Source organism: Ornithinibacillus sp. 4-3 (genome assembly GCF_040958695.1).
Taxonomy (GTDB): domain Bacteria; phylum Bacillota; class Bacilli; order Bacillales; family Amphibacillaceae; genus CALAMD01.
Window position 1 is genome coordinate 908,605 of sequence record NZ_CP162599.1, and the last position, 22,537, is coordinate 931,141.

A 22,537-nucleotide genomic window follows, 5' to 3' on the forward strand; every position below is an offset into this window, starting at 1 on the left:
ACTTTAATTCTGTAATCGATGAGCTTTAGCTACATGCTTTTTACATACATAATGATAAGAATTCAGATATAAGGGAGGAAACAGGGTGAATGGGAAGAAAAGAAATTTCTACAGTTCATTGAGGGGAAATCTAAGAAAGATGAGCATGCTTTTACTAGTATCGCTCATGTTAGGAACAGGATTAAATATTATAAATACACCATCAGCCGTGGCAAGTACAAATAAACCTTTAGCAACACATCTTAGTGCTGGTGAAACCCACACAGTGGGATTAAAAAAAGATGGCACAGTCATCGCAACAGGACGGAACTCTTCTAGTCAATTAGCAATAGAAAATTGGACAGATATTACAGAAGTTAGTGCAGGCGGTCTGCATACGGTTGGGCTAAAAAAAGATGGAACCGTTCTTTCGGCAGGTAGTAATAGTGATGGGCAAAGAAATGTGGATAATTGGGAGAATATTATCCAAGTTGCTGCTGGCAGAGCACATACCGTTGGGTTAAAAGAGGATGGGACCGTTGTAGCTACTGGTGGGAATTTTTATAATCAAACCAATGTGGCAGATTGGGAAGATATTGTCTATATTGCTGCTGGGATGCACCATACCATTGGTGTAAAAAAGGATGGAACAGTTATTGCGACAGGTATAAATAATCATGGTCAAGCCAATGTAGACGACTGGAAGGACATTATCCAAGTAGCAGCAAATCTATATCACACAATAGGATTAAAAAGTGACGGAAGCGTTGTAGCAGTGGGGTCGAATAGCAGCGGGCAAATCAATGTAGAGGATTGGCAGGATATTGCCCAAATCACTTCTGGGGCTGTCCATACAGTTGGCGTAAAAAAGGATGGAACAGTTGTGGCTACTGGTTTTAATGTTTTTGGCCAAATAGAGGTAGGGGACTAGGAGGATATTGTGCAAGTCGCAGCTGGAGAATATTATACAGTAGGTCTAAAAAGCGACGGTACGGTTTTAGCAACGAATTATAATGAGGAAGGGCAAACAAATGTGCAAGATTGGAAGTTAAAAGCACTTACAGAGAAAGAGCCGCCATTTCGACTGCCTAATCATCTTGGTTCAGGCGCTCTTCATATTGCTGGTTTGAATATAGATGGTAGTGTAATGGCAACTGGCTCTGATAGTGAAGGACGAGCAAATGTGGGAGATTGGGAGGATATTATAGAACTATCTGGGGGAGATTTTCATACAGTAGGCTTAAAAGCAGATGGTAGTGTGGTAGCAGTAGGGAGGAGTAGCAGCATTTTGAAAATAGGAGATTGGGAGGGTATTGTGCAAGCTGTTGCAGGTGGCTATCATACCATTGGTTTAAAAGAAGATGGAACACTTATTGCGACAGGTTTGAACAATTATGGTCAAACGAATGTAGGAGACTGGGAAAATATCGTTCAAATTTCTGCGGGAGCATATTCTACATTTGGTTTAAGAAGCGATCGAACCGTTATAGCAGTCGGTTTTAATGGTAGTGGGCAACTAAATCTAGGAGATTGGAAAGATATTGTCCAAATTGAAGGTGCTGATTACCATACGGTTGGCTTAAAAGCAGATGGCACGGTGGTAGCAGCAGGTAGCAACGGGTATGGCCAAAGTAATGTGGGAGACTGGAAAAATATTAAACAAGTGGCGGCAGGAACTTATCATACCGTTGGATTAAAGAATGACGGTACGGTCATCGCAGTAGGATTTAATAGCAGGGGTCAACTTGAAGTAGAAGATTGGAAGGATATTATTCAGATTGCAACAGGTGACAATTATACCGCTGGGTTAAAAAGTGACGGTAGTGTGTTGATAGCAGGTTCTCCTAGCAATGTTCAATTAGATGTAGATAATTGGAAGGTGAAAACTTTTGCTCCTCAACCTCCTCAAGAATTATCAGTTGTCAGTACTTCTGGATCTGAGACAGAAGTAGAAGTAAGCTGGGACCCTGCACTAGATTGGGGGATTGGAACAGGATCCTCTCGTAAGTATGAGCTTGAACAATGGAATGGGGAATCATGGGATCTTATAGGAACGTTATCAGAGGATAACACGTTATGGAAAGGAAAATTATCGGAGGCAATTCAGACTATGTTACGTATTCGTGCAGTCACCGACTTTGATAGTTCTCCTTATATTGAATCCAATACATTTCGAGTCGGTCGTCCTGCCCCGCCAGATATCACTGATTTACCACCAAAGATAACAAACCAAGCAACTATTAATATAGCGGGCATAGCAGAAGCAGACAGCGAGGTAAAAGTCAGCTATGGCGAACAAGAAAAAAAGGTGCAGGCAGATGAAAGGACGGGTGCCTTTACCATAGAGGAGATCGTGCTAACTCCTAACGAAATGAATGAATTAAAAGTAGTTGCTATCTCACACGGTTTAACGAGTGAGCCAGTCAACCTCTCTATTCAACATGATGATCGCCCTCCTGCTGCTCCAACGATTACAGTAGAACCAGAAGGCTGGACAAATGCAGAAGAAGTATTTGTCACCATTACCAATGGAGCAGATGAAGGAAGTGGAGTGGCAAGAACAGAATATCGAATTGGAACAGAGGAAATTTGGGTAACCTATGAGGGAATATTAACGGTGACGAAAGAAGGAGAAACGAAGATAGAAGCACGTACTATTGATCAAGCAGGGAATATTAGTACTGTTTCTGATACAACAGTGCAAATTGATCGCATAGCGCCAACCGCACCACAAATTGAAGCAGATACTAGCGCATGGACCAATGCAGATCAAGTAATCGCTCGTATCACGATAGAGGAAGCAGATGCGAATGTTGAATATCAATTAAATGGGGTAGATGGAGAATGGATCTCCTATACTGAAGAAATTGTGGTTACAGAAGAAGGAGAGACCATGATTTATGCCCAGGCAGTGGATCGAGCGGGAAATATCAGTGATGTGGTAGAATCTCTAGTTCGAATCGACCGAACTGCTCCGGAATTAACCTTGCTTGGTGAGAATCCGATGTATGTGTTATACGGGGAACCTTTTGAAGAGCCAGGTTATCAAGTAGCAGATAATATTACGGATAATTTGGAAGTGGATGTAATAGGAGAAGTAGATACGAACGAAATTGGTGTATATACTATCACCTATTCTGTACAGGATGAAGCGGGAAATGAAACCGCTCAGACTCGAACAGTACATGTTGTTGATGAAGTACAGCCAGTCATTATCTTAAAAGGCGATAACCCTTTGATTCTAGAGGTGGGAACTGATTACGAAGAACCAGGGGCAACTGCAGAAGATAATGTAGATGGTGATATCAGTGGCCATATCCAGATTACGGGGGATGTAGATACATCCAAACTAGGAATCTATCAAGTGACGTACCAAGTAGCAGATAGTTCAGAGAATCAAACAGAAGTCACTCGTACCGTGGAAGTGGTGGATACCACTGCACCAGAGATAACGCTAGAAGGGTCAAGAGAAGTTACCATTGAGCTTGGTGATATTTACGAAGAATTAGGAGCTGTAGCAAAAGATAACTATGGTGGAGATATCAGCGATCGTATTGACATCATAGGAAATGTTGACACCAGTAGGATAGGAACGTATCAGATAACCTATACAGTAGCTGATAATTCACAGAATTCTACGAGCAAAATACGTACAGTCCATGTAGTCGATACCACACCGCCAGCTGATGTTATTTTCGAGACAACAAGCGTAACAATAGATCATGTAACATTTACCTTTTCTGCGAAAGACTTAGGAGGAATAAAGGAATATATATTATCTCGGAATGGAGAAGAAATTGCCCGGCTTGATGGAAGTGAAACAACCTATACAGACGAAGAAATGCAAGCTGGAACAACCTATCTTTATGAATTGACAGCAGTTGATTTTTCTAAAAATGCTTCTACTGTGAAAATGGAAGTGACAACGAAAGAAAAGCCAATACTGGGAGCACCAGTAACTGTAAAGCATATGGATGAAGCAGGGAACGAGATTGCCGAAATAGAAGAACTGACCGGGAACATAGGGGAGCCCTACGAAACAGAACCAAAAGCTATTAAAGGTTATACATTAATCCAAGAACCGGAGAACGCAACTGGTACATTTATAGAAGAAGCTCAAACCGTAACGTACGTCTATGCACTAGAAAAAGAAGAACCAAAACCAGGAGAGTCAGTAACAGTAAAGCATGTGAATGAGGAAGGAACGGAACTCCTTCCAGTTGAGGAACTGAATGGGAATATAGGAGACTCCTATCAAACCTATCCAGCTATCATCGAGGGGTATGAAATTGTACAGATACCAAGCAACGCAACTGGTGAGTTTACCAACGAAGTGCAAACTGTGATATATGTTTATGCCCCAGTCCAGGTAGAGATAGAAGGAAGGATTATCATTGAATATGTCGATGAAATTGGTAATCCTGTTTCAGGCAAAGAAATTCGAACAGGATTAGTGGGAGAAACATATGAAACCGAGCCAAAAAACATCGAAGGCTATGAATTGATCCAAACTCCAGACAATGCGACTGGAACATTTACAGAAGAAGCGCAAATCATTACCTATGTTTATTCACCGCTCAAAGAAGAGCCGATAGCGGGAGCCCCAGTTACAGTAAACTATGTAGATGAAGAAGGAAATAACCTGGTTACTCCTGAAACCTTACTTGGGAATATAGGAGAGTCATACGAGACAGAAGCTATCCAAATTGATGGGTATGAAGTTCTTCAGGCGCCAGACAATGCAATTGGTACATTTACTAATGAAGCCCAAATGGTTATCTATATCTATACTCCAGTGGAAGGAAGCCTAGAAGGAACGGTTATCATTGAATATATAGATGAAGCTGGAATTTCGATTAAGCATAGAGAAACCAAAATAGGCTTGATAGGAGAGCCTTATGAAACCAATCCAAAAGAAATTAAAGATTATCGGTTAATTCAAACACCAGATAATGCGAGTGGTATATTTACAGAAGAAATACAGCTGGTAACGTATGTCTACACGCTGAATAAAGAAGAACCAATACCAGGAGCTCCAGTCATGGTAAAACATGTAGATGAGGAAGGAAATGAGCTCTTTCCAGCTGAGGAGTTGATAGGGAATATTGGTGAATCCTATCACACTTATCCAGCTATCATCAAGGGCTATGAAGTCATCCAGACACCAGACAATGCAACTGGTAGCTTCACCAATGAGACGCAATTTGTAACATATGTCTATACTTCTATTGAAGAAAAGCTTGAAGGAACGATTATCATTGAATATGTAGATGAAGCCGGTCATTCGATTGCAGGTAAAGAAATCCGAACAGGGCTGTTAGGAGAAATATATGAAATCGTGCCAAAAGTTATTAAGGGCTATCAGTTAGTTGAAACACCAGAAAATGCAGTTGGTGTATTTAAGGAAGAGACGCAAACCATCACCTATGTCTATGCACCAATTAAGAAGGAGCCAACAGTGGGAGGACCAGTCACGATAATTTATGTGGATGAGGATGGAAAAGAACTTCTCCCTTCCAAAGAATTAACAGGAAATATAGGAGATGCTTATCAAACTAAAGCTAAAGTTATTGAGGGCTTTGCATTAACACAAACACCAGAAAATGCGAGTGGTATATTCACAGAAGTAGTCCAAATCGTTGAATATGTGTATACACTAGAAAAAGCTACAGAACCAATAGAATCGGGAACGATAGAAATTGTGCTGAATCGACCGCCTGTAGAAGTATTTCCAGGAACAATGGTAAGTGTGAAAGGCACGCAGACAACAATACAATTACCGACCGATTTACCAGAAGACACACAATTACAAGTTCTAACCACTCCATTGAAAGAACAGAATGGGCTAAAACAAGCCGGAGAAGTCTATGATTTTACTTTTATCTATCCAAAAGGTCATGAAGATTATCAAGGTGAATTTATCTTGACGATGGGTGTAGATAATGACGGAGAACAAGTGGCAATCTATTACTACCAGGAAGAATTGGGAGAGTGGCAGTTGACTGGAGGAACAAGAAAGAGGCAGAAAATCACAGCGATAGTATCTCATTTCTCTATGTACGGTGTATTTGTGAAAGAAGATGCAGAAGAAGAGTCTTCTTCAAATAAAGAAAACCAAGAAATTACAAAGCCTTCTATGAAGGAGAAAAACAAAAAGGAAGAAGTATCTTTTGCTGATAATAAGGAAGAGCAGTTATCAGGCGAGGAAGCTACTGAATCAAAGAAAGAAGCAGAAGAAGCCTCTTTGCCAAATACAGCAACCAATCAATATAACTGGCTGATTGTAGGTATTCTATTGATTATATTAGGAAGCAGTAGATGGGTTATACGAAGAAATACAACTCATAAAGAAGGATAACCTAATCAGATAGAGGATGTATGGAAGAAGGGTAGAATAATTAAAACCTAAACATTATCTCAATTTTTCGTAAGGAAATATTGAGATAATGTTTAGGTTTTTCTTTTACTTAAAAATTTCCTTCTAAATGTTAACCATCTGATTTTAATTATCTTGAATATGATAAATCACTTTCCAGTACTTCTTTCAGCACCTGAGCATGATTATGTTTTGTGTCCTTAGCGCTATATAATAAAATAAGCTGCTGGTTTTTTTGTAGATTCTGAAGCTGAGATAATTTTTCTAGTTTCTTCGTGTCATGTAATAATTCTTTCTTATATGCTATTTTGAAATCCGCAAATTTTTCTGGATCATGATTAAACCATTTCCTTAAAGTAGTTGTAGGTGCTATTTCCTTTGCCCATTCATCCAGATTTGCCACTTTTTTAGAGATTCCTCTGGGCCAGATTAAATCAACAAGCACTCGATAGCCTGGGACATCTGACTTTTCATAAATACGTTGTAATACAATAGACATCAAGCACACTGCCTTTCCAGTTCAACAAAAATTATCTTCTTTATTATTTTAAATATAGCATTGATGTACTACCATATCTATGAATGTTATTTATAAAAAGGAGTTTTTTTGTTGAAAACCATCTGATATGCTCTCTATCTTGTGGTTTTTAGTATACAAAAAAAGCTTCGTCAACTTATAATTAAAATAAGCTTAATGGAAGTATGAAAATGTGGAGGAATTTTGATGGCGGAAAGAGGAAGACCTAAAGGGGCAAGTGGAGAAGAAAGTCGAGCGTTGCTGTTAGAGATAGCAGCAAAAGAATTTGCACAGCATGGTTATCATGAAACAAAAGTAAGCTCGATTGTCAAAGGTGCATCATTAAGTCAGCCTACCTTTTATTTATATTTTAAAAATAAAGAAGCTATTTTTGAAGAATTAGAGGATTTGTTCCATATACAAATTATTGATTTTACGAAGAAAAGCCGTTTACAGCCTGAGCTAGAACCAAAGATTATAAAAGAACGTATTATTTATAATGTGGGACAATTATTAACGTTTCTTGCAAAAAATCCAGATTTAACAATGATTGGTTTTTATTTGTCAACAAAATCCGACGAAATTAAAGCACGAATGGTTAGAGAAACAAAAGATAACCTAGATTTTGAAGTAGAGGCTGGTTATTTTCGTAAAGATTTAGATACGTATATGATTGCAGAGGCCTTAATCGGTATAGTTGAACGATTAACATTTATTCAATTGCTACCTGGAATAAAACAGCCAGGGGAGATCGCTGAATTCATTGTAGACTTATTATTAAATGGTATGTTGAATGAAGAAAATAACAATCAATGATTAATTTTCTACTAAAAAAATTGTTATAAAATATAGTGGGTTCAAGTATTTTTACTACTAATTTCGTATACTTTCATTTTTCTTTCATTATTAGATGATAAACTTTTGCTACATATGACATAGAGAATCATATTTTCTATGAATAGGCGAGTTTTCATTCTTAATGAAAAAGGAGAAAATATATGTCTTTATTTAGTTGGATTATTGCTTTAATAGCGATTTTCGTAATGCTTGCATGTCTAATTCTTTCTTTTGTAGTTTCTTGGAAATTAACACATAATAATGTTAGAAAACCGGTTAATGATTCCCCTGAGAAATATGGTTTGGATTTTGAAAGGATTACTTTTCCGAGTCTGGATGGTACTTCTTTAAAAGGCTGGTTCATTCCTGCGCCACAACCCAAAAATATGACGATTATTTTTGCTCATGGTTATCGTAGCAATCGTTTGGAAAAGAAACTTCCTGCATTAAGGTTGGCAGAAGATTTAACAAAACAAGGTTTCCATGTATTGATGTTTGACTTCCGGAATTGTGGAGAATCTGGCGGAAGTGTTAGTTCCATTGGTTTATATGAACAGGAAGATATACTTGGTGCGATTCAATGGGTTAAAGAAAATCGTTCTTCTATGATCGGACTTATGGGTTTCTCTATGGGGGCTTCTGCTGCCTTGCTTGCAGCTGCTCGTGCACCCCAGGTGGTAGGCGTAGTTGCAGATAGCCCATTTGATGAGTTACCCACTTATTTGGCAGAGAAGTTTTATGTATGGACAAAGCTCCCAAGCTTTCCATTTACTCCATTGACCTTAGCTTTTATTAGAGTACATGTAGGAAATCCGAAAAATGTAAATCCTAAAAAAGCTCTAGAGAAAATCTTTCCACGCCCAATTTTATTTATTCATGGTGAAGATGATCAGAAGATTCCATGTGAAAATAGTATACGGATGCATGAATTCTACAAGGAGTATTCAACATTTTTAAAAATTTCTCATGCTGATCATATACAGGGTTATAGGTTGGACAGGGAAAAATACACTAAGCAAGTTGTTCAGTTTTTTGATAAAGTTGTTAGACAAGAAAGGACCCAAGATATAGAACAGCAAAAACAAACTAGTTGGTAAATGCTGTAATATTTCAATATTAGAAGTCTGAATTTTGGAATTTTTATTTCATATGAAGTAGTAGAAAACGCAGTTGTAGATATAATAGGAAAACAGATTTGAGTCTGTAAGATAGTGGAGAATAGCAATCATGAATTATATCCTATTTTTAACGTTAATCATATCAGCTATGCTAATGTGTCTTTTACTTATCTATTCATTTCGGCACAGAAGACAGCGTGGAGTTCGGTATTTTGCTTGGGTGATGGTTTGTCGAGTGATTTTTGGCTGTAGTGTCATCCTAGAGTTATACAATAGTGAGTTATCATCGAAATTATTCTTTCGACAAATCGAGCAGACTGCACTGGTGATGAATGTTCCACTAGTAATCCTGTGTGTGCTTGATTTATATGGTCGAGATGAATGGCTAAAATGGCAGCGACAGTCTCTCTTATTCCTTCCGTTTATTGGCTGGTCTGCGCTCATATGGACCAATGATAAAACACAAGCAATCTTTGAATCGGTCACTCTTGTTGATGGTTACTTAGAAGTATCGAGGACCAACTTAGCGTTTAGCTTTAATATTATCTGTTATTTTATTTTATTGATATGTGTTTATTTCTTTATTACTTACCTAAAAAAGGCGCGTCCAGAAATTCGCAAACCAGGTATTTTAATTGTTGTATTGGCATCAATTTCAGCAGTGGTGGAACTGATTAAATTAGTATACCCCAATCTATCTGAGTGGTTGCTTCCTCTTTCAGTGTATTGTGGGGTGTTTGGACTTATCATACTCTGGGTAGTTTATCAAAATAAATTGTTTACTATCGTCCCAATGGCAAGAGATTTTATCATGGACACAGTAAGAGAGGGAATTTTGACCGTAGACCAGAAAGGAAGGGTCATTGATTGTAATCATTTTATAAAGCCGTTATTTGCGAATACGGGTACGACTATTATTGGAAAGGATATTTCTGAGTTATTGCGGAATTGGCCTGAATGGCTAAATGCATGTAAGCAGCGACAAGAGGCAACAGTAGAAATGAAGAGTGAGATAAACGGGGAAGTGAAGTACTTTATCACAAAGGTTTATCCGCTTTACTCCAAGCGAGGCCTTATACTTGGGACAGTCTCTATCTTGTTTGATATCACAGAGAAGCAATATCGGTTAGAAGAAATCGCCCATCTTAATTTTATGAAAGATCAGTTGTTTACTCTTGTTTCTCATGATATTCGTGAACCGATTGCTACACAAGTGAGCTTGATAGAAATGCTGGAGGAAGACAGACAGAACTTTACATCAGAAAATGCTGAACTGGTTGATTTCTTAAGTGCGCAGATTCGTTCCACTTATATGACGGTTAACAATGTGTTGGAATGGTTTCGTGGTCAAAAAAATGATGTGTCACTTCATCCTGAATCGATAGCTTTGCTTGATCTGATTTATGAGGCTTATCGGATTTTGTTTATTAAAAGTAAGGAGAAGCATATTAATATCAATATTCGTGTCGATGAAACTATTTATGTATATGCAGATCGTGAGGCAGTAATTATGATCCTTCGTAACTTATTATCCAACGCTATCAAATTCTCTAATCGAGGGGCAACTGTTGAGGTTCTTGCAAAAAAATATCGAGGAAAAGAAATCATGATTACTGTATATGATGAAGGCATTGGAATGACAGAAGAAATGGTATGCAGCCTCCTAAATGAAGAATCCTTAATTTCAACTCTAGGTACAGAGAAGGAAAAAGGAACAGGACTCGGCTTACAAGTCAGTCGACAATTTGTGAAGATGAATGGTGGTGAATTCTGGGTGGAAAGTGAATTAGGAAAAGGTAGTGCCTTTCATTTTTCATTGAAAGAAGGTGAGAAAGTTGAGAGTTATGATTATTGATGATGAGCCTGCGATGCTTACTATTATGCAACGGTTATTATATAAAATAGATGGTGTAGAAGTGGTGACAAGTTTTCAGCATATAAAGGATGCGCTCCTGTTTACTCAAAAAGAAATGGTAGATATAGCATTTATTGATATTATGATAGCTGATGAAAGTGGGTTGGATCTTGCACGTCAGCTACGTGCTAGACAAGCAGATTTGGAGATTGTGTTCGTAACCTCACATCGGGAATATGCAGTTGATGCATTTGCTACGTATCCCTTAGATTATATGGTAAAGCCTGTATCACCAAAAAGACTGACACAAACGGTGGAAAGAGTTAAAGCCAAAAAAAGAAAAGCTGACAGCGAGAAGCCTGTAAAAATGTCGTCGAATCGACTAATAGTAAAAGCTTTAGGTGGTTTTGAAGTGAGCAGTTTAGAAGCTGGCGAGGTAAAGTTTATTTCAAAGAAGAGCCAGGAATTATTCGCCTTATTACTGCTACAGCGTGGACGAGCAGTATCGAAGGACAGGGTTATCGACGAAATGTTCTATGATATGCCGTTAGAGAATGCAGGAGGATATCTAAATACGATTGTTTACCAACTGCGTAAGGTCTTGCAGCCACATGGATTGAAATCAATTATTCGTTCTTTTGATGAGCAGTATATGGTGGAAATGGATCAAGTAGAGGTAGATTTTATTTCCTTTGAATCTTATATAAAAAGCAAAGAAGAGTGGAATGAAAATACGGTAAAAACGGCAATCGAATGGGATGCAAGATTTGCAGGTGATTTATATGAAAGCAAAGCATATACTTGGGCTGTACTCGAACAAGAGGCACTTGCATTACGATATCATGATTTTGCTGTTCGCCTTGTTCGTTGGCTACTAGAATATAATCAATTAACACAAGCGATTTTAGTTGCTAGGAAGTTAGTTTCCCGTAATGAACTGGATGTAGAAGGAAACACTCTTTTATTGCAGGCCTATCGTTTGGCAAAGGATGATACCTCTTTTCACAAGCATTATCAGCAGTTTTCCAAGCTGTATCATGAGGAGATGGGGAGCTTTCCATTAATAGAACAAGAGGTAATGAAGTTCTATAAAAAATAAATATTTAAAAGAGAGCATATTTTTTGCTCTCTTTTTTGTTGTTTGGAATTACTTATGAATATTTATTGATAATAGTTTTCCAAATGCAATGTGATTTCTATGCTTATACTGTTCGAGATAGCTATTCTTTCATTTTGTTTTCATTACAGAATGATAGATTGTTTCCAAGCATGTAAAAAGCTGGGAAATGCTAAATTATCTGTTCTGCATAGGAAGGTCTATCATTCTAGATCAAAGAAGGGGAGGAACGAGTAAAGTGACGCAAAAAGGAAAGCGCTATCAACAGATGCAGGAGTTTTTTAAGAAAATAAGTGGGGGGCTATTAATCATATTGTTGGTAGGTACAAGCTGGAATATCAACGCACTGCCTACAGTCGCAAGTACCCCTTTATCAATACCGATGGATACAGCGCGGCTTAGCGTAGGTAGTGGCCATACCGCTTTTTTACAAGAAGATGGCACCGTCACCGCTGTCGGACTTGATTCACAAGGTCAGCTAAATGTAGATGATTGGCAGGATATCGTTCAAGTTGCAGCAAACGGTTTCCATACGCTTGGTTTAACAAGTGCAGGCAGGGTTGTTGCTGTAGGTAATAATACGGATGGCCAACTAGATGTAGCAGACTGGAAAAATATTGTGCAAGTGGATGCAGGCAGTTACCATAGCGTTGGGGTAACAAACACAGGAGAGGTTGTTGCTACAGGGAGTAATTCGCATGGTCAGTTGGATGTAGAGCATTGGGAAGATATCATCCAAGTCTCTGCAGGAATACAGCATACCGTTGGGCTAAAGGAGGATGGTACTGTCGTCGCCGTTGGATATAATTCGAATGGTGCACTACATGTAGATGACTGGGAGGATATTGTGCAAATTTCCGCAGGTCCTTGGCATACTGTTGGATTAAAAGCAGATGGCACGGTTGTCTATACTGGAGGCATAATGGATATGTCGGGTGTAGCCGATTGGGAAAATATTGTCCAGGTCGCAGGCGGTAACAGTCATACTGTTGGGTTAAAGGAGGATGGCACCGTCGTAGCTACAGGAACGAATTGGGAAGGTGAAATGAATATAGAAGATTGGGAGGATATTATTCAAGTCTCCACCAAAGGAACGATTACGGTTGGTTTAAAAAGTGATGGCAGTTTGATTGGTGTAGGGTGGCAAGGGTTTGGTCACTTGGATTTCCTTCCTCAAGAGCCACAAGCCATAGAAGTCACAAGTATCGCTGATCCGGAAACAGATGTAGAAGTGACCTGGGAAGCCCCGGAGACTTGGGGGACAGGGATAGCGTCCTCACGTAAGTATGAATTGGAACAACAGGATGGAGAGGAATGGACTTTAGTAGCAGAGGTAGCTGGTGATCAGACATCATGGACAGGAAAACTGGCCGAGACAAAACAAACAACAATGCGTATTCGGGCAATTACTGCTGCTGGTGAATCTGTTTATACAGAATCTAATCCATTTCGAGTCGGTGCACCTGCTCCTCCAGATATAAGTGAATATCCAAAGCGAACCAATCAAACTGCTGTTGATATCTCAGGAACGGCAGAGCCGGGAATCGAAGTGAAATTAACCTATGGTGATGAAGAAAAAAGTGTAACAGCAGATGAAGAGACAGGTGAATTTACACTGGCAGGATTAGAACTGGCTCCAAACCAGATGAATTCATTGGAGGTTACAGCTGTTTCTTACGGACTCAACAGTGCTCCAGTTTCTTTGTCTATCCTACATACGGAGCTGGAATTTCCTGCATATCCTGCGCGAATTACAGCAGGCGATGGGCATACTATTTATTTGAGAGATGATGGTACAGCCGCCTCTGTAGGAAGGAATTCAATAAATGTACTCAGTCTGGATGATTGGGAAAATATGATACAAATTGCGGCAGGTGACTTGCATATTGTGGGTATAACCACTGCTGGCAAGGTAATAGCTGTGGGATGGAATAATCATGGAGAGATGAATGTTACAGATTGGGATCATATCGAGCAAGTTGCAGCAGGTGAAGCGCATACTGTTGGTTTAAAAGCAGATGGTACAGCAGTCGCTGTGGGAAGCAATACATCTGGTCAGCTGAATATAGACGGTTGGGAAAATATCGTCCAAGTTGCAGCATACGGCAATCATACAATCGGTCTAAAAGCAGATGGTACGGTTACTGCTGCTGGAAATAATGCGCAAGGTCAACTAAATGTAGCAGGTTGGGAAGATATGCTGCAAGTTGAAACAGGAGCTTTGCATACGGTCGGTTTAAAATCTGACGGTACGGTTGTCGCTGTCGGGAATAATACGCAAGGTCAATTAAATGTAGAAGAATGGCAGGATATTATTCAAGTTGCGGCAGGTGCTTTGCATACGATTGGTCTAAAAGCAGATGGTACAGTGGTAGCTACAGGCCACAATTTTTGGGGTCAATTGTATATAGAGGACTGGGAAGATATTGTTCAAATTGCGGTAGGGAGTTATCATACCGTCGGTTTAACAGGAGAAGGAAAAATAGTTGGTACGGGCAACAATAGCTATAGACAACTGGATTTTTCGCCTCAAGCACCTCTAGCTTTAGAGGTTGCTAGTGTAGCGAATCCAGAAACAGATGTAGAAGTGAATTGGCGTTGGTCGCCATTTAGTTCGATAATCTGGGGGATTGGAGAAGAAGGTTCCCGTATTTATAGATTGGAACAATGGAATGGAGAGGATTGGGCTCTAGTAGAGGAGTTCGATGGAGGTCATACATCATGGGCAGGAAAATTACTAGAAACAAATCAGACGAAGCTGCGTATTCAATTAGCTACGGACATTGGCTTATCCGCTTATACAGAATCTAATTTGTTTCGGATCGGCGCTCCTGAGTCACCAGATATCGATGACTATCCAGAAATGACGAATCAATCTGCCATTGATATAGCTGGAATAGCAGAACCTGGCAGTGAAGTAAAGGTCACATATGGGGAGAAAGAAAAAAGTGTAACAGCAGAGGAAGAGACAGGTGAATTTACACTGGAAGGGCTGGAGTTAACGCCAAATCAGGAAAATCAATTAGAGGTTGTAACTATTTCTTATGGTGTAGCAAGTGAGCCAGTCATTTTATCGATTTTACATGATGATATTGCTCCTGCTGTTCCAACGATTGAATTGGCACCAAGTGGATGGACTAATGAGGAAAACGTGCTTGTTACAATCACAGATGGAGAGGATCAAGGCAGTGGAGCAGCTCGAACCGAGTATCGAGTCGGGGAAGATGGAAACTGGACGCATTACGAAGAAGTATTTCCTATTTCAGATGAAGGCGAAACCACTGTATATGCACGAACGAGTGATCAGGCAGGCAATATCAGTGAAGTTGCTGAAGCCATAGTACAAATTGATCGTAATATCCCCACTGCCCCAAGTATTTCGGTTGATACCATGGAGTGGACCAATGCCGACCAGGTAACTGCTCATATCATGGTAATGGAAGAAAACACCACGATTGAATATCAACTTGGCGGTACAGAAGGGGAATGGCAAATTTATGAAGAAGAAATCGTTATTACCGAAGAAGGTGAGACCACGATTTATGCCAGAACAGTGAACCAAGCAGGCAGCAAAAGTGAGGTCACAGTAGAAACCATTCGGATCGATCGCACCAATCCAGAGATACATGTCATCATGACACAAGGCGAAAATGAGGATGTCTATGAAGAGGGAACATGGACAAATCAGACGGTTTATTTATCTATAGTAGCAATCGATCAAGCGATGAAAGATTTGGTGATCAGCATCAATGGAGAAATCGTTGAGGATCAGGCTGATTTTGCCTATGATACCTCTATTACAGAAACAGGAACACATCAAATAGAAGTAAAGGCTTCTGATCAAGCAGGAAATCAAACCGAAACAACACAGATCATTCCTATCGATCAAATGGCTCCATCCGCTCCGTCGATTCAGTTGAATCCAGATGGCTGGACTAATGCTGAATCGGTTACAGCAACGATTACAGCAGGAGAAGATAGGGAAAGTGGGGTAGCTCGAACGGAATATCGTATAGGTGAAGGCGAGTGGCAAATCTATGATACAGCTTTATCGATTACAGAATCAGGAGAAACCAAGATTTATGCTCGTACCATCGATCAAGCTGGAAATACCAGTGAAACATCTGAAGCAGTAGTGCAAATCAAACGGACAATACCTGCTGTGCCAACCCTCGCAGTAGAAACAAATAAATGGACTAATGCTGAAAGTGTTTCGGTAGCGATGACAACAAGTGAAGATAATGACCGTATCGAGTATCAATTAAATGGTGAAGGCGCATGGTTTACTTATGCAGATGGATTAGCCATTACTAAAGAAGGTAAAACAACGATTACGGCCCGTGCTGTTGATCAAGCAGGTAATACCAGCGAAGTAGTACAGGATATAGTTCGAATCGACCGCACAGCACCAGAACTGACTTTGCTTGGAGATAATCCTCTGACTATTCAGCATGGTGAAGTCTTTACCGAACCTGGTTATCAAGCAGAAGATAGTTTTACCAATGACTTACAAGTAACGAGTACTGGAGAAATAGACACAAACAAAATAGGAGCGCAAGAGTTAGTTTACACCGTGAAGGATGTAGCCGGAAATCAAACTAGCAAAACGCGTGTGGTACAGGTAGTTGATGAGGGATACCCTGTTATTACTTTAAAAGGTGATAACCCGCTTATTTTAGAGGTAGGAACAGACTATCAAGAAGCAGGCGCAATAGCAGAAGATAATGCAGACGGTGATATCAGTGATCAGATTCAAACGATAGATAATATCGATACATCGAAGCTGGGCATCTATCAAGTAACTTATCAAGTAACGGATAGTTCTGCAAATCAAACGGAAGTGATTCGTATGGTAGAGGTCGTGGATACTGTTGCTCCAGAGCTGACATTGCAAGGAGAACAAGAGGTTACCATGGAGCTTGGTGACGACTATGACGAAGCAGGCGCTACCGCTTCAGATAACTACGATGGAGATCTCAGTGAACAGGTTACGGTTACCGGTAGTATCGATACCAGTCAAGCAGGAGTATATCAGTTAACGTATGTCGTAAGGGACAGCTCTGGCAACATAACTAGTATGATACGCACGATAAATGTGATAGATACGATAGCACCAACAGAGATTACAATAGAAGCTACCGAAGTTACCGCAAATCAGATTGTATTCACATTCTCTGCTGAAGATTTGGCAGGTATTAAAGAATATCGTTTATTCCGTGATGGTGAGGAAATAGCGCGTATCGCTGGTAATGCAACAAGTTATACAGATCAAACAGTGCAGGCAGGCACAACCTATCACTATGAGTTAACAGCAATCGACCCATCGGATAATACTTCAACAGCGAATGTGGAAGTTACTACCAAACAAGTAGCAATACCGGAGGAACCTGAATTAAGTATTGAAAGAGTTCCGACATTGGCGAAGCAGCAGATAGCCTATGGGACTCCAATGTCTAAGCTCTTACTTCCAGAAAAGGTAGAGGTTTTATTAACTAATGGAGATCAAGTTAACTTATCTGTTACCTGGGATAAAGGTACACCTGTTTATGATGGGAAAATTACCGGCAGTTACTTTTTTACTGGAGAGATAATTTTACCAGATAACGTGACAAATCCGAATCAACATAAGGCGTTAATGGAACTTATTGTGGAGGCAGGACCAGAAGAACCAAAAGAGTTTGCAGTAACCGAGGTTATAGTAGATAAGCCGCCAGTATTGGTTGCGGCAGGCACAACAATTACCGTAAGGGATACAGAGACAACGATCCAATTGCCTGATGATTTGCCAGAAGGTACGAGGCTTCAGGTAAAATCAGTCAAGGACCTGACTTTTGAAGGCTTTCAGTTGGCAGGTGAACTTTATGACTTTATCTTTATCTATCCAGAGGGAGAGGAAGATTATACAGGTGAGTTTATCTTGACGATGGGGGTAACAGAAGACAGTGATCAAACTGCACTTTATCATTATCAAGAAGGTACGAAGACATGGGAATATATTGGTGGAACAAGAGATAAAGACTCTATAACAGCACCAGTCAATCACTTTTCAATCTATGGTGTATGGATGAAAGAAGATAATTCAATACCGCCTAGTAAAGAGAAACCAGAGCAGACAGAAACAGACCATGACAAACCATCTAAAATAGATAAAGAAGAACAAGACTCAATACCATTAGATCAAACAAATAATACTGAAACTACAAAAGAAGTAATCGACAACGAGCAGGAGCTAAAACAGAACTTACCAAATACTGCCACACAGCAATATAATTGGCTTTTAGCTGGTCTAATACTGCTATTATTAGGTAGCAGTATCTGGTGGATTGGTAGAAAGCGAAAGGAACTATAACAAATTATTACCTTAAGTATGCGCTCATCAATCTATTGGTGAGCGCTTTTTGTGCACAGTAAATAAAAATTTCCATTCAACAGATTAACGAGAATTGCCGATCTATAAATAAACTAGCTAAGATGAGCGATAGGAAGTATTCATTAAGCGCTAATTCTAATAATAAGAATTTTTTGTCTTTATCGCTTTATAGTGCTGTGATAAAATTTAAAGTGTGTTATTTTCATACAGAGTAAACGCTAGGTAATCGGGAGACGTGCAAGTAGAATTTAAGTGAACCCGATTTAGTTGTTAATACTGGGCATGTCGCAAGACAACAATTTTTTTAAAACAAGTATATATGAAAGAGAGTCAATGGATAGAGGGAGAGGATTATATTGCACTTTTGGCATAAATGGGTGATTGGCATCATTGTTTGTATCCAAGTAATTGCCCTCTTTTTTCTGATTTATGAAAATGGAGCTTCAATAACGATAGTAGGAGGAAGTATTCTATTTATCTTATTTGGTTTATATCGTCTGATATATTTTGATGTAGATCACTATCCTCGTATCAATTTGCTTTTATTGTGGGTGCAATTGGCTATAGGTTTTCTGATAACCTGTTTTGATTCCTCCTTTATTTCTTCCATTTATTTATATTTTTTGATTTCTGAAATAGCATTGATATATCGCTTTCGAACTAGTTTTCTGTATATGATATCCTCCTATATTTTGTATGTTATTAGTCGGTTCATTGTATTTGATTTTCCAGCGTTTGAAGAAAAATGTTAGTGAAGTAGTAGAAGCTGTAGTAAGAATCGACCACACTACTCCAACATTGACCTTACTTGGTGAAAATCCAATGTCTGTATTTTATGGAGAAGTTTTTGAAGAGCCTGGTTATCAAGCAGAAGATAACTTTACGGATGACTTGGAAGTAATCGTGACAGGAGAAATAGATACGAATCAAATAGGTGAACAAAAGTTAACCTACCCCGTCCAGGATCAAGCAGGAAACAAAGTAACCAAAACTAGAACGGTATATGTCATTGATAAAGATCAGCCTATCATAACTTTAAAAGGTGGAAATCCGCTTGTTCTAGAGGTAGGAACAGCTTATGAAGAGGCTGGAGCAACTGCTGAAGATAATGTAGATGGTGATATAAGTGACCAAATCAAAATTACTGATAATATCGATACATCGAAACTAGGAATCTATCAAGTAGTTTATAAAGTGGAAGACAGCTCCGGTAACCAAGCTACAGCGATTCGTACCATAGAGGTTGTAGATACTATCGCTCCAGAAATTACATTAAATGGAGAAGAAGAAATAATCATCGAGCTTGGTGATGAATACCAGGAAGCAGGTGCTCAAGCTTTAGATAATTATGATGGAGATGTGAGTAATCGTATTGAGATCACAGGAGATGTCGATACTAATCGGATAGGAACATATCAGATAACATACAGCGTGGCAGATAGTTCAAATAATACTGTTAGCATAACACGCACAATCCATGTAACAGATGCAACACCGCCAACCGATGTTATTTTCAAAGCAACAAGCGTAACAACAGATCGTGTAGCATTTACCTTCTCTGCACATGATTTGGGAGGAATTAAAAATTATATACTCTTAAGAGATGGAGAAGAAATTGCGCTTCTTGATGGGGGATCAACAAGCTATACAGATGAAGAATTGCAAGCAGGAACTACTTATCTTTATGAGCTTACAGCCGTTGATTTTTCTGATAATGCTTCTCTCAAAGTAGCTAAGGAGGTTACCACGAAAGAAAAATCAGTAGTAGCCGCGCCGATAACTGTAGAGTATGTAGATGAGGGAGGAAATCAGCTTACTAAAGTGGAAACGCTCACTGGGAAGATAGGAGAAGTCTACCAAACGGAAGCGAAAGAAATCGAAGGCTATGAGCTAGTAGAAATGCCAGACAATGCAAGTGGTGAATTTACAGAAGAAGCGCAGACAGTGACGTATGTGTATGCATTGGAGGAAGAAGAGTCAATTCTAGGTGAACCAGTGATAGTAGAACATGTCGATGAAGAGGGAACTGAGCTTCTTCCACCAGAAGAGCTTATTGGGAACATCGGAGATTCCTATCAAACCCATCCGTCTGAAATTGCAGGCTATGAATTATTACAGAATCCAGACAATGCAACTGGTGAATTTACCGATGAAGCACAAACTGTTATTTACGTCTATACACCAATAGAAAGTGATGTAGAAGGAACAATCATCATCGACTATGTCAATGAAGCTGGTGAATCTATTGCCGGTAGAGAGACGCAAACAGGCATAGTGGGAGAGGTTTATCAAACAGAGCCGAAAGCAATTGAGGGGTATCAGTTAATCGACACCCCGGACAATGCGACTGGCGAATTTACTGAAGAACCGCAAATCGTGGTCTACGTCTATGCGCTAATGGAAGAAGAGCCAACATTGGGAGCACCAGTAATCGTAAAATATATGGATGAAGCAGGGGAGGAACTGATTCCTTCCGAAGAATTAACTGGAAAGTTAGGCGAATCCTATCAAACAGAAGCAATCGAGATAGGTGGCTATGAAGTCTTGAAAACACCAGACAATGCAACTGGTGAATTTACAAGTGAAGCACAGACCGTGATTTACATTTATACTTCAGTAGAAAGTGACGTAGAAGGAACAGTCATCATTGAATATGTTGATGAAACGGGGCAGTCCATTGCAAATAGAGAAACACAAACAGGAGTAGTAGGAGAAGCCTATGAAACGGAACCAAAAATAATTGAGGGCTATGAATTAGTAGAAACGCAAGGTAATGCGACTGGCGAATTTACCGAAGAACCGCAAACAGTAACCTATGTTTATGCTTTAGAGGAAGAAGAGCCGATACTGGGAGCACCAGTGACCGTGAAATATGTGGATGAAGCAGGAGAGGAGCTCATTCCATCCGTAGTATTAAAAGGAAATATGGGTGAATCCTATCAAACAGAAGCAATCGAGCTAGGAGGCTATGATGTTGTGCAAACACCGGACAACGCTTCTGGTACATTTACAGAAGAAGCACAAACAGTAACGTATGTGTATGCTCCAAAGAAAGTAGAAGTGCCTTTGGAAGGAACCATTATGATAGAGTATGTGAATGAAGAGGGTCAATCACTTGTAAGCAGAGAAACGAGAATAGGCGTAGTAGGCGAAGCATATACAACAGAAGCGAAAGCAATTAAAGGCTATCAATTGATCGAAATCCCAGAAAATGCAACAGGTACATTTACCGAAGAAATGCAAACAGTAACGTATGTGTATACGTTAGAAAAACGAGAGGAACCAAAAGAAACTGAAATCCCAGAATTAATCGAAATTATTCTGGATGAACCACCAGTAGAGGTATTTCCGGGAATCACGGTCACGGTGAAAGATACCCAAACTATCATCCAATTACCGAATGATTTACCAGCAGGCACGTTATTACAAGTGCTCACTGCCGAAGTGAAAGAACAGAAAGACTTGAAGCAGGCTGGAGAAGTATACGACTTTCTCTTTACTTTCCCAGAAGAACAGGGGGATTACAGTGGAACATTTATCCTGACAATGGGTGTGGATGAAGCAGGTGACCAAGCAGCCCTATACCATTATCAAGAAGCATGGCAGCGGATTGGTGGAACCTTAAGTGGAAATACCATCACCGCAACGGTATCCGATTTCTCGATGTATGGTGTGTTTATGGAAGAAGTGCTAGAAACAGAACCGCCAGTGAAGGAAGAGCCAGAAGAGAAGGAACCAAAGCAAGAGCCGAAAGGGCAAGAAACAGAAGGAAAGAAACCAGCAAAAGAACCAAAAGAGGAAAAACCAGCAGAGGAAGAGGCCACTATTTTGCCAGCAACTGCAACCAATCAATATAACTGGCTGATTGCTGGGATCGTATTGATGATAACAGGAAGCAGCATATGGTTGATTCGTCGAAAAAGGAAGTATAAGGAAGATCATCAATAGAGTAAAGACATAACAGAACGTGTTCATAAACCTAAACGTACCCTGTATTCTTCCGCTAGAATAGAAGGAGCGATTAGGTTTTCCTTACTATCTCTGCTTGTCAACATATAGATATCGACGTGAACAAGACTAGATCAAACGAAAGTAGAATCATAAATTAGTAGAAAATCTGTGATTATGGTTTATAACAGTCAAAAATGTTAGCTCTCAACATTTTTTGACTGTTATTTTTTGTAATTTTTTCACTTTCCCAGGAAATAAAAAAATTATCTAGAAAAATAGCCAATTGCTAACATTCCTCAATATTCAAATAAATAATTCTCTGATAGCATTATGAAAAATCTTCTTAAAATGAGGTTTTGTAACGAATTGGAGGAAATTAACTTCAAATTGATTTGATAAGAGGATATGAATTATTTA

The 22,537-nt window shown here is 39.4% G+C and carries 8 protein-coding genes and 3 pseudogenes; 10 read left to right on the top strand and 1 reads right to left on the bottom strand.

Features of this window, described 5'->3' with window-relative positions; genetic code table 11:
• The first annotated feature begins 139 nt into the window (after nt 1-139).
• Together AB4Y30_RS04555 and AB4Y30_RS04560 are read left to right on the top strand one after the other, a co-directional pair.
• The gene (locus tag AB4Y30_RS04555; RefSeq protein WP_368654309.1) at nt 140-910 is read left to right on the top strand and encodes an RCC1 domain-containing protein; all 771 of its coding nucleotides are present in this window, start codon (nt 140-142) and stop codon (nt 908-910) included.
• A 9-nt stretch (nt 911-919) separates the two neighbouring features.
• Complete coding sequence (locus AB4Y30_RS04560; RefSeq protein WP_368654310.1) at nt 920-6,337, top strand: MucBP domain-containing protein; 5,418 nt, start codon at nt 920-922, stop codon at nt 6,335-6,337.
• A 148-nt stretch (nt 6,338-6,485) separates the two neighbouring features.
• Here the strand turns inward: AB4Y30_RS04560 and AB4Y30_RS04565 are convergent, their stop codons facing one another.
• Nucleotides 6,486-6,854, bottom strand: coding sequence for a DUF488 domain-containing protein (locus tag AB4Y30_RS04565; RefSeq protein WP_368654311.1), 369 nt, complete (start codon nt 6,852-6,854; stop codon nt 6,486-6,488).
• 225 nt (nt 6,855-7,079) lie between these two features.
• On the opposite strand from AB4Y30_RS04565, the gene AB4Y30_RS04570 reads away from it, so the two are divergent.
• The 8 genes and pseudogenes from AB4Y30_RS04570 to AB4Y30_RS04605 all read left to right on the top strand — a co-directional run bounded on the left by AB4Y30_RS04570 (nt 7,080) and on the right by AB4Y30_RS04605 (nt 22,117).
• Nucleotides 7,080-7,688, top strand: coding sequence for a TetR/AcrR family transcriptional regulator (locus tag AB4Y30_RS04570; RefSeq protein WP_368654312.1), 609 nt, complete (start codon nt 7,080-7,082; stop codon nt 7,686-7,688).
• A gap of 182 nt (nt 7,689-7,870) precedes the next feature.
• Nucleotides 7,871-8,806, top strand: a complete 936-nt coding sequence (locus AB4Y30_RS04575; protein ID WP_368654313.1) for an alpha/beta fold hydrolase — start codon at nt 7,871-7,873, stop codon at nt 8,804-8,806.
• A gap of 130 nt (nt 8,807-8,936) precedes the next feature.
• Nucleotides 8,937-10,682: a histidine kinase N-terminal 7TM domain-containing protein gene (locus tag AB4Y30_RS04580; protein ID WP_368654314.1), complete on the top strand. Its 1,746-nt coding sequence runs from the start codon at nt 8,937-8,939 to the stop codon at nt 10,680-10,682.
• Nucleotides 10,672-11,781 (top strand): response regulator, encoded by a 1,110-nt coding sequence (locus AB4Y30_RS04585; protein ID WP_368655171.1) that lies wholly within the window; start codon nt 10,672-10,674, stop codon nt 11,779-11,781. The genes AB4Y30_RS04580 and AB4Y30_RS04585 overlap by 11 nt, the downstream gene beginning before the upstream one ends.
• 400 nt (nt 11,782-12,181) lie before the next feature.
• A pseudogene (locus AB4Y30_RS04590) lies at nt 12,182-12,820 on the top strand (RCC1 domain-containing protein); the annotation flags it as partial.
• Nucleotides 12,821-13,501: 681 nt separating this feature from the next.
• A pseudogene (locus tag AB4Y30_RS04595) lies at nt 13,502-14,320 on the top strand (RCC1 domain-containing protein); the annotation flags it as partial.
• A gap of 1,905 nt (nt 14,321-16,225) precedes the next feature.
• Nucleotides 16,226-18,148 (top strand): annotated as a pseudogene (locus tag AB4Y30_RS04600) (immunoglobulin-like domain-containing protein); the annotation flags it as partial.
• Between the two features lie 756 nt (nt 18,149-18,904).
• Entirely contained in the window at nt 18,905-22,117 is a 3,213-nt protein-coding gene (locus AB4Y30_RS04605; protein ID WP_368654315.1) for a MucBP domain-containing protein, read from the top strand.
• The last annotated feature ends 420 nt before the right edge of the window (nt 22,118-22,537 follow it).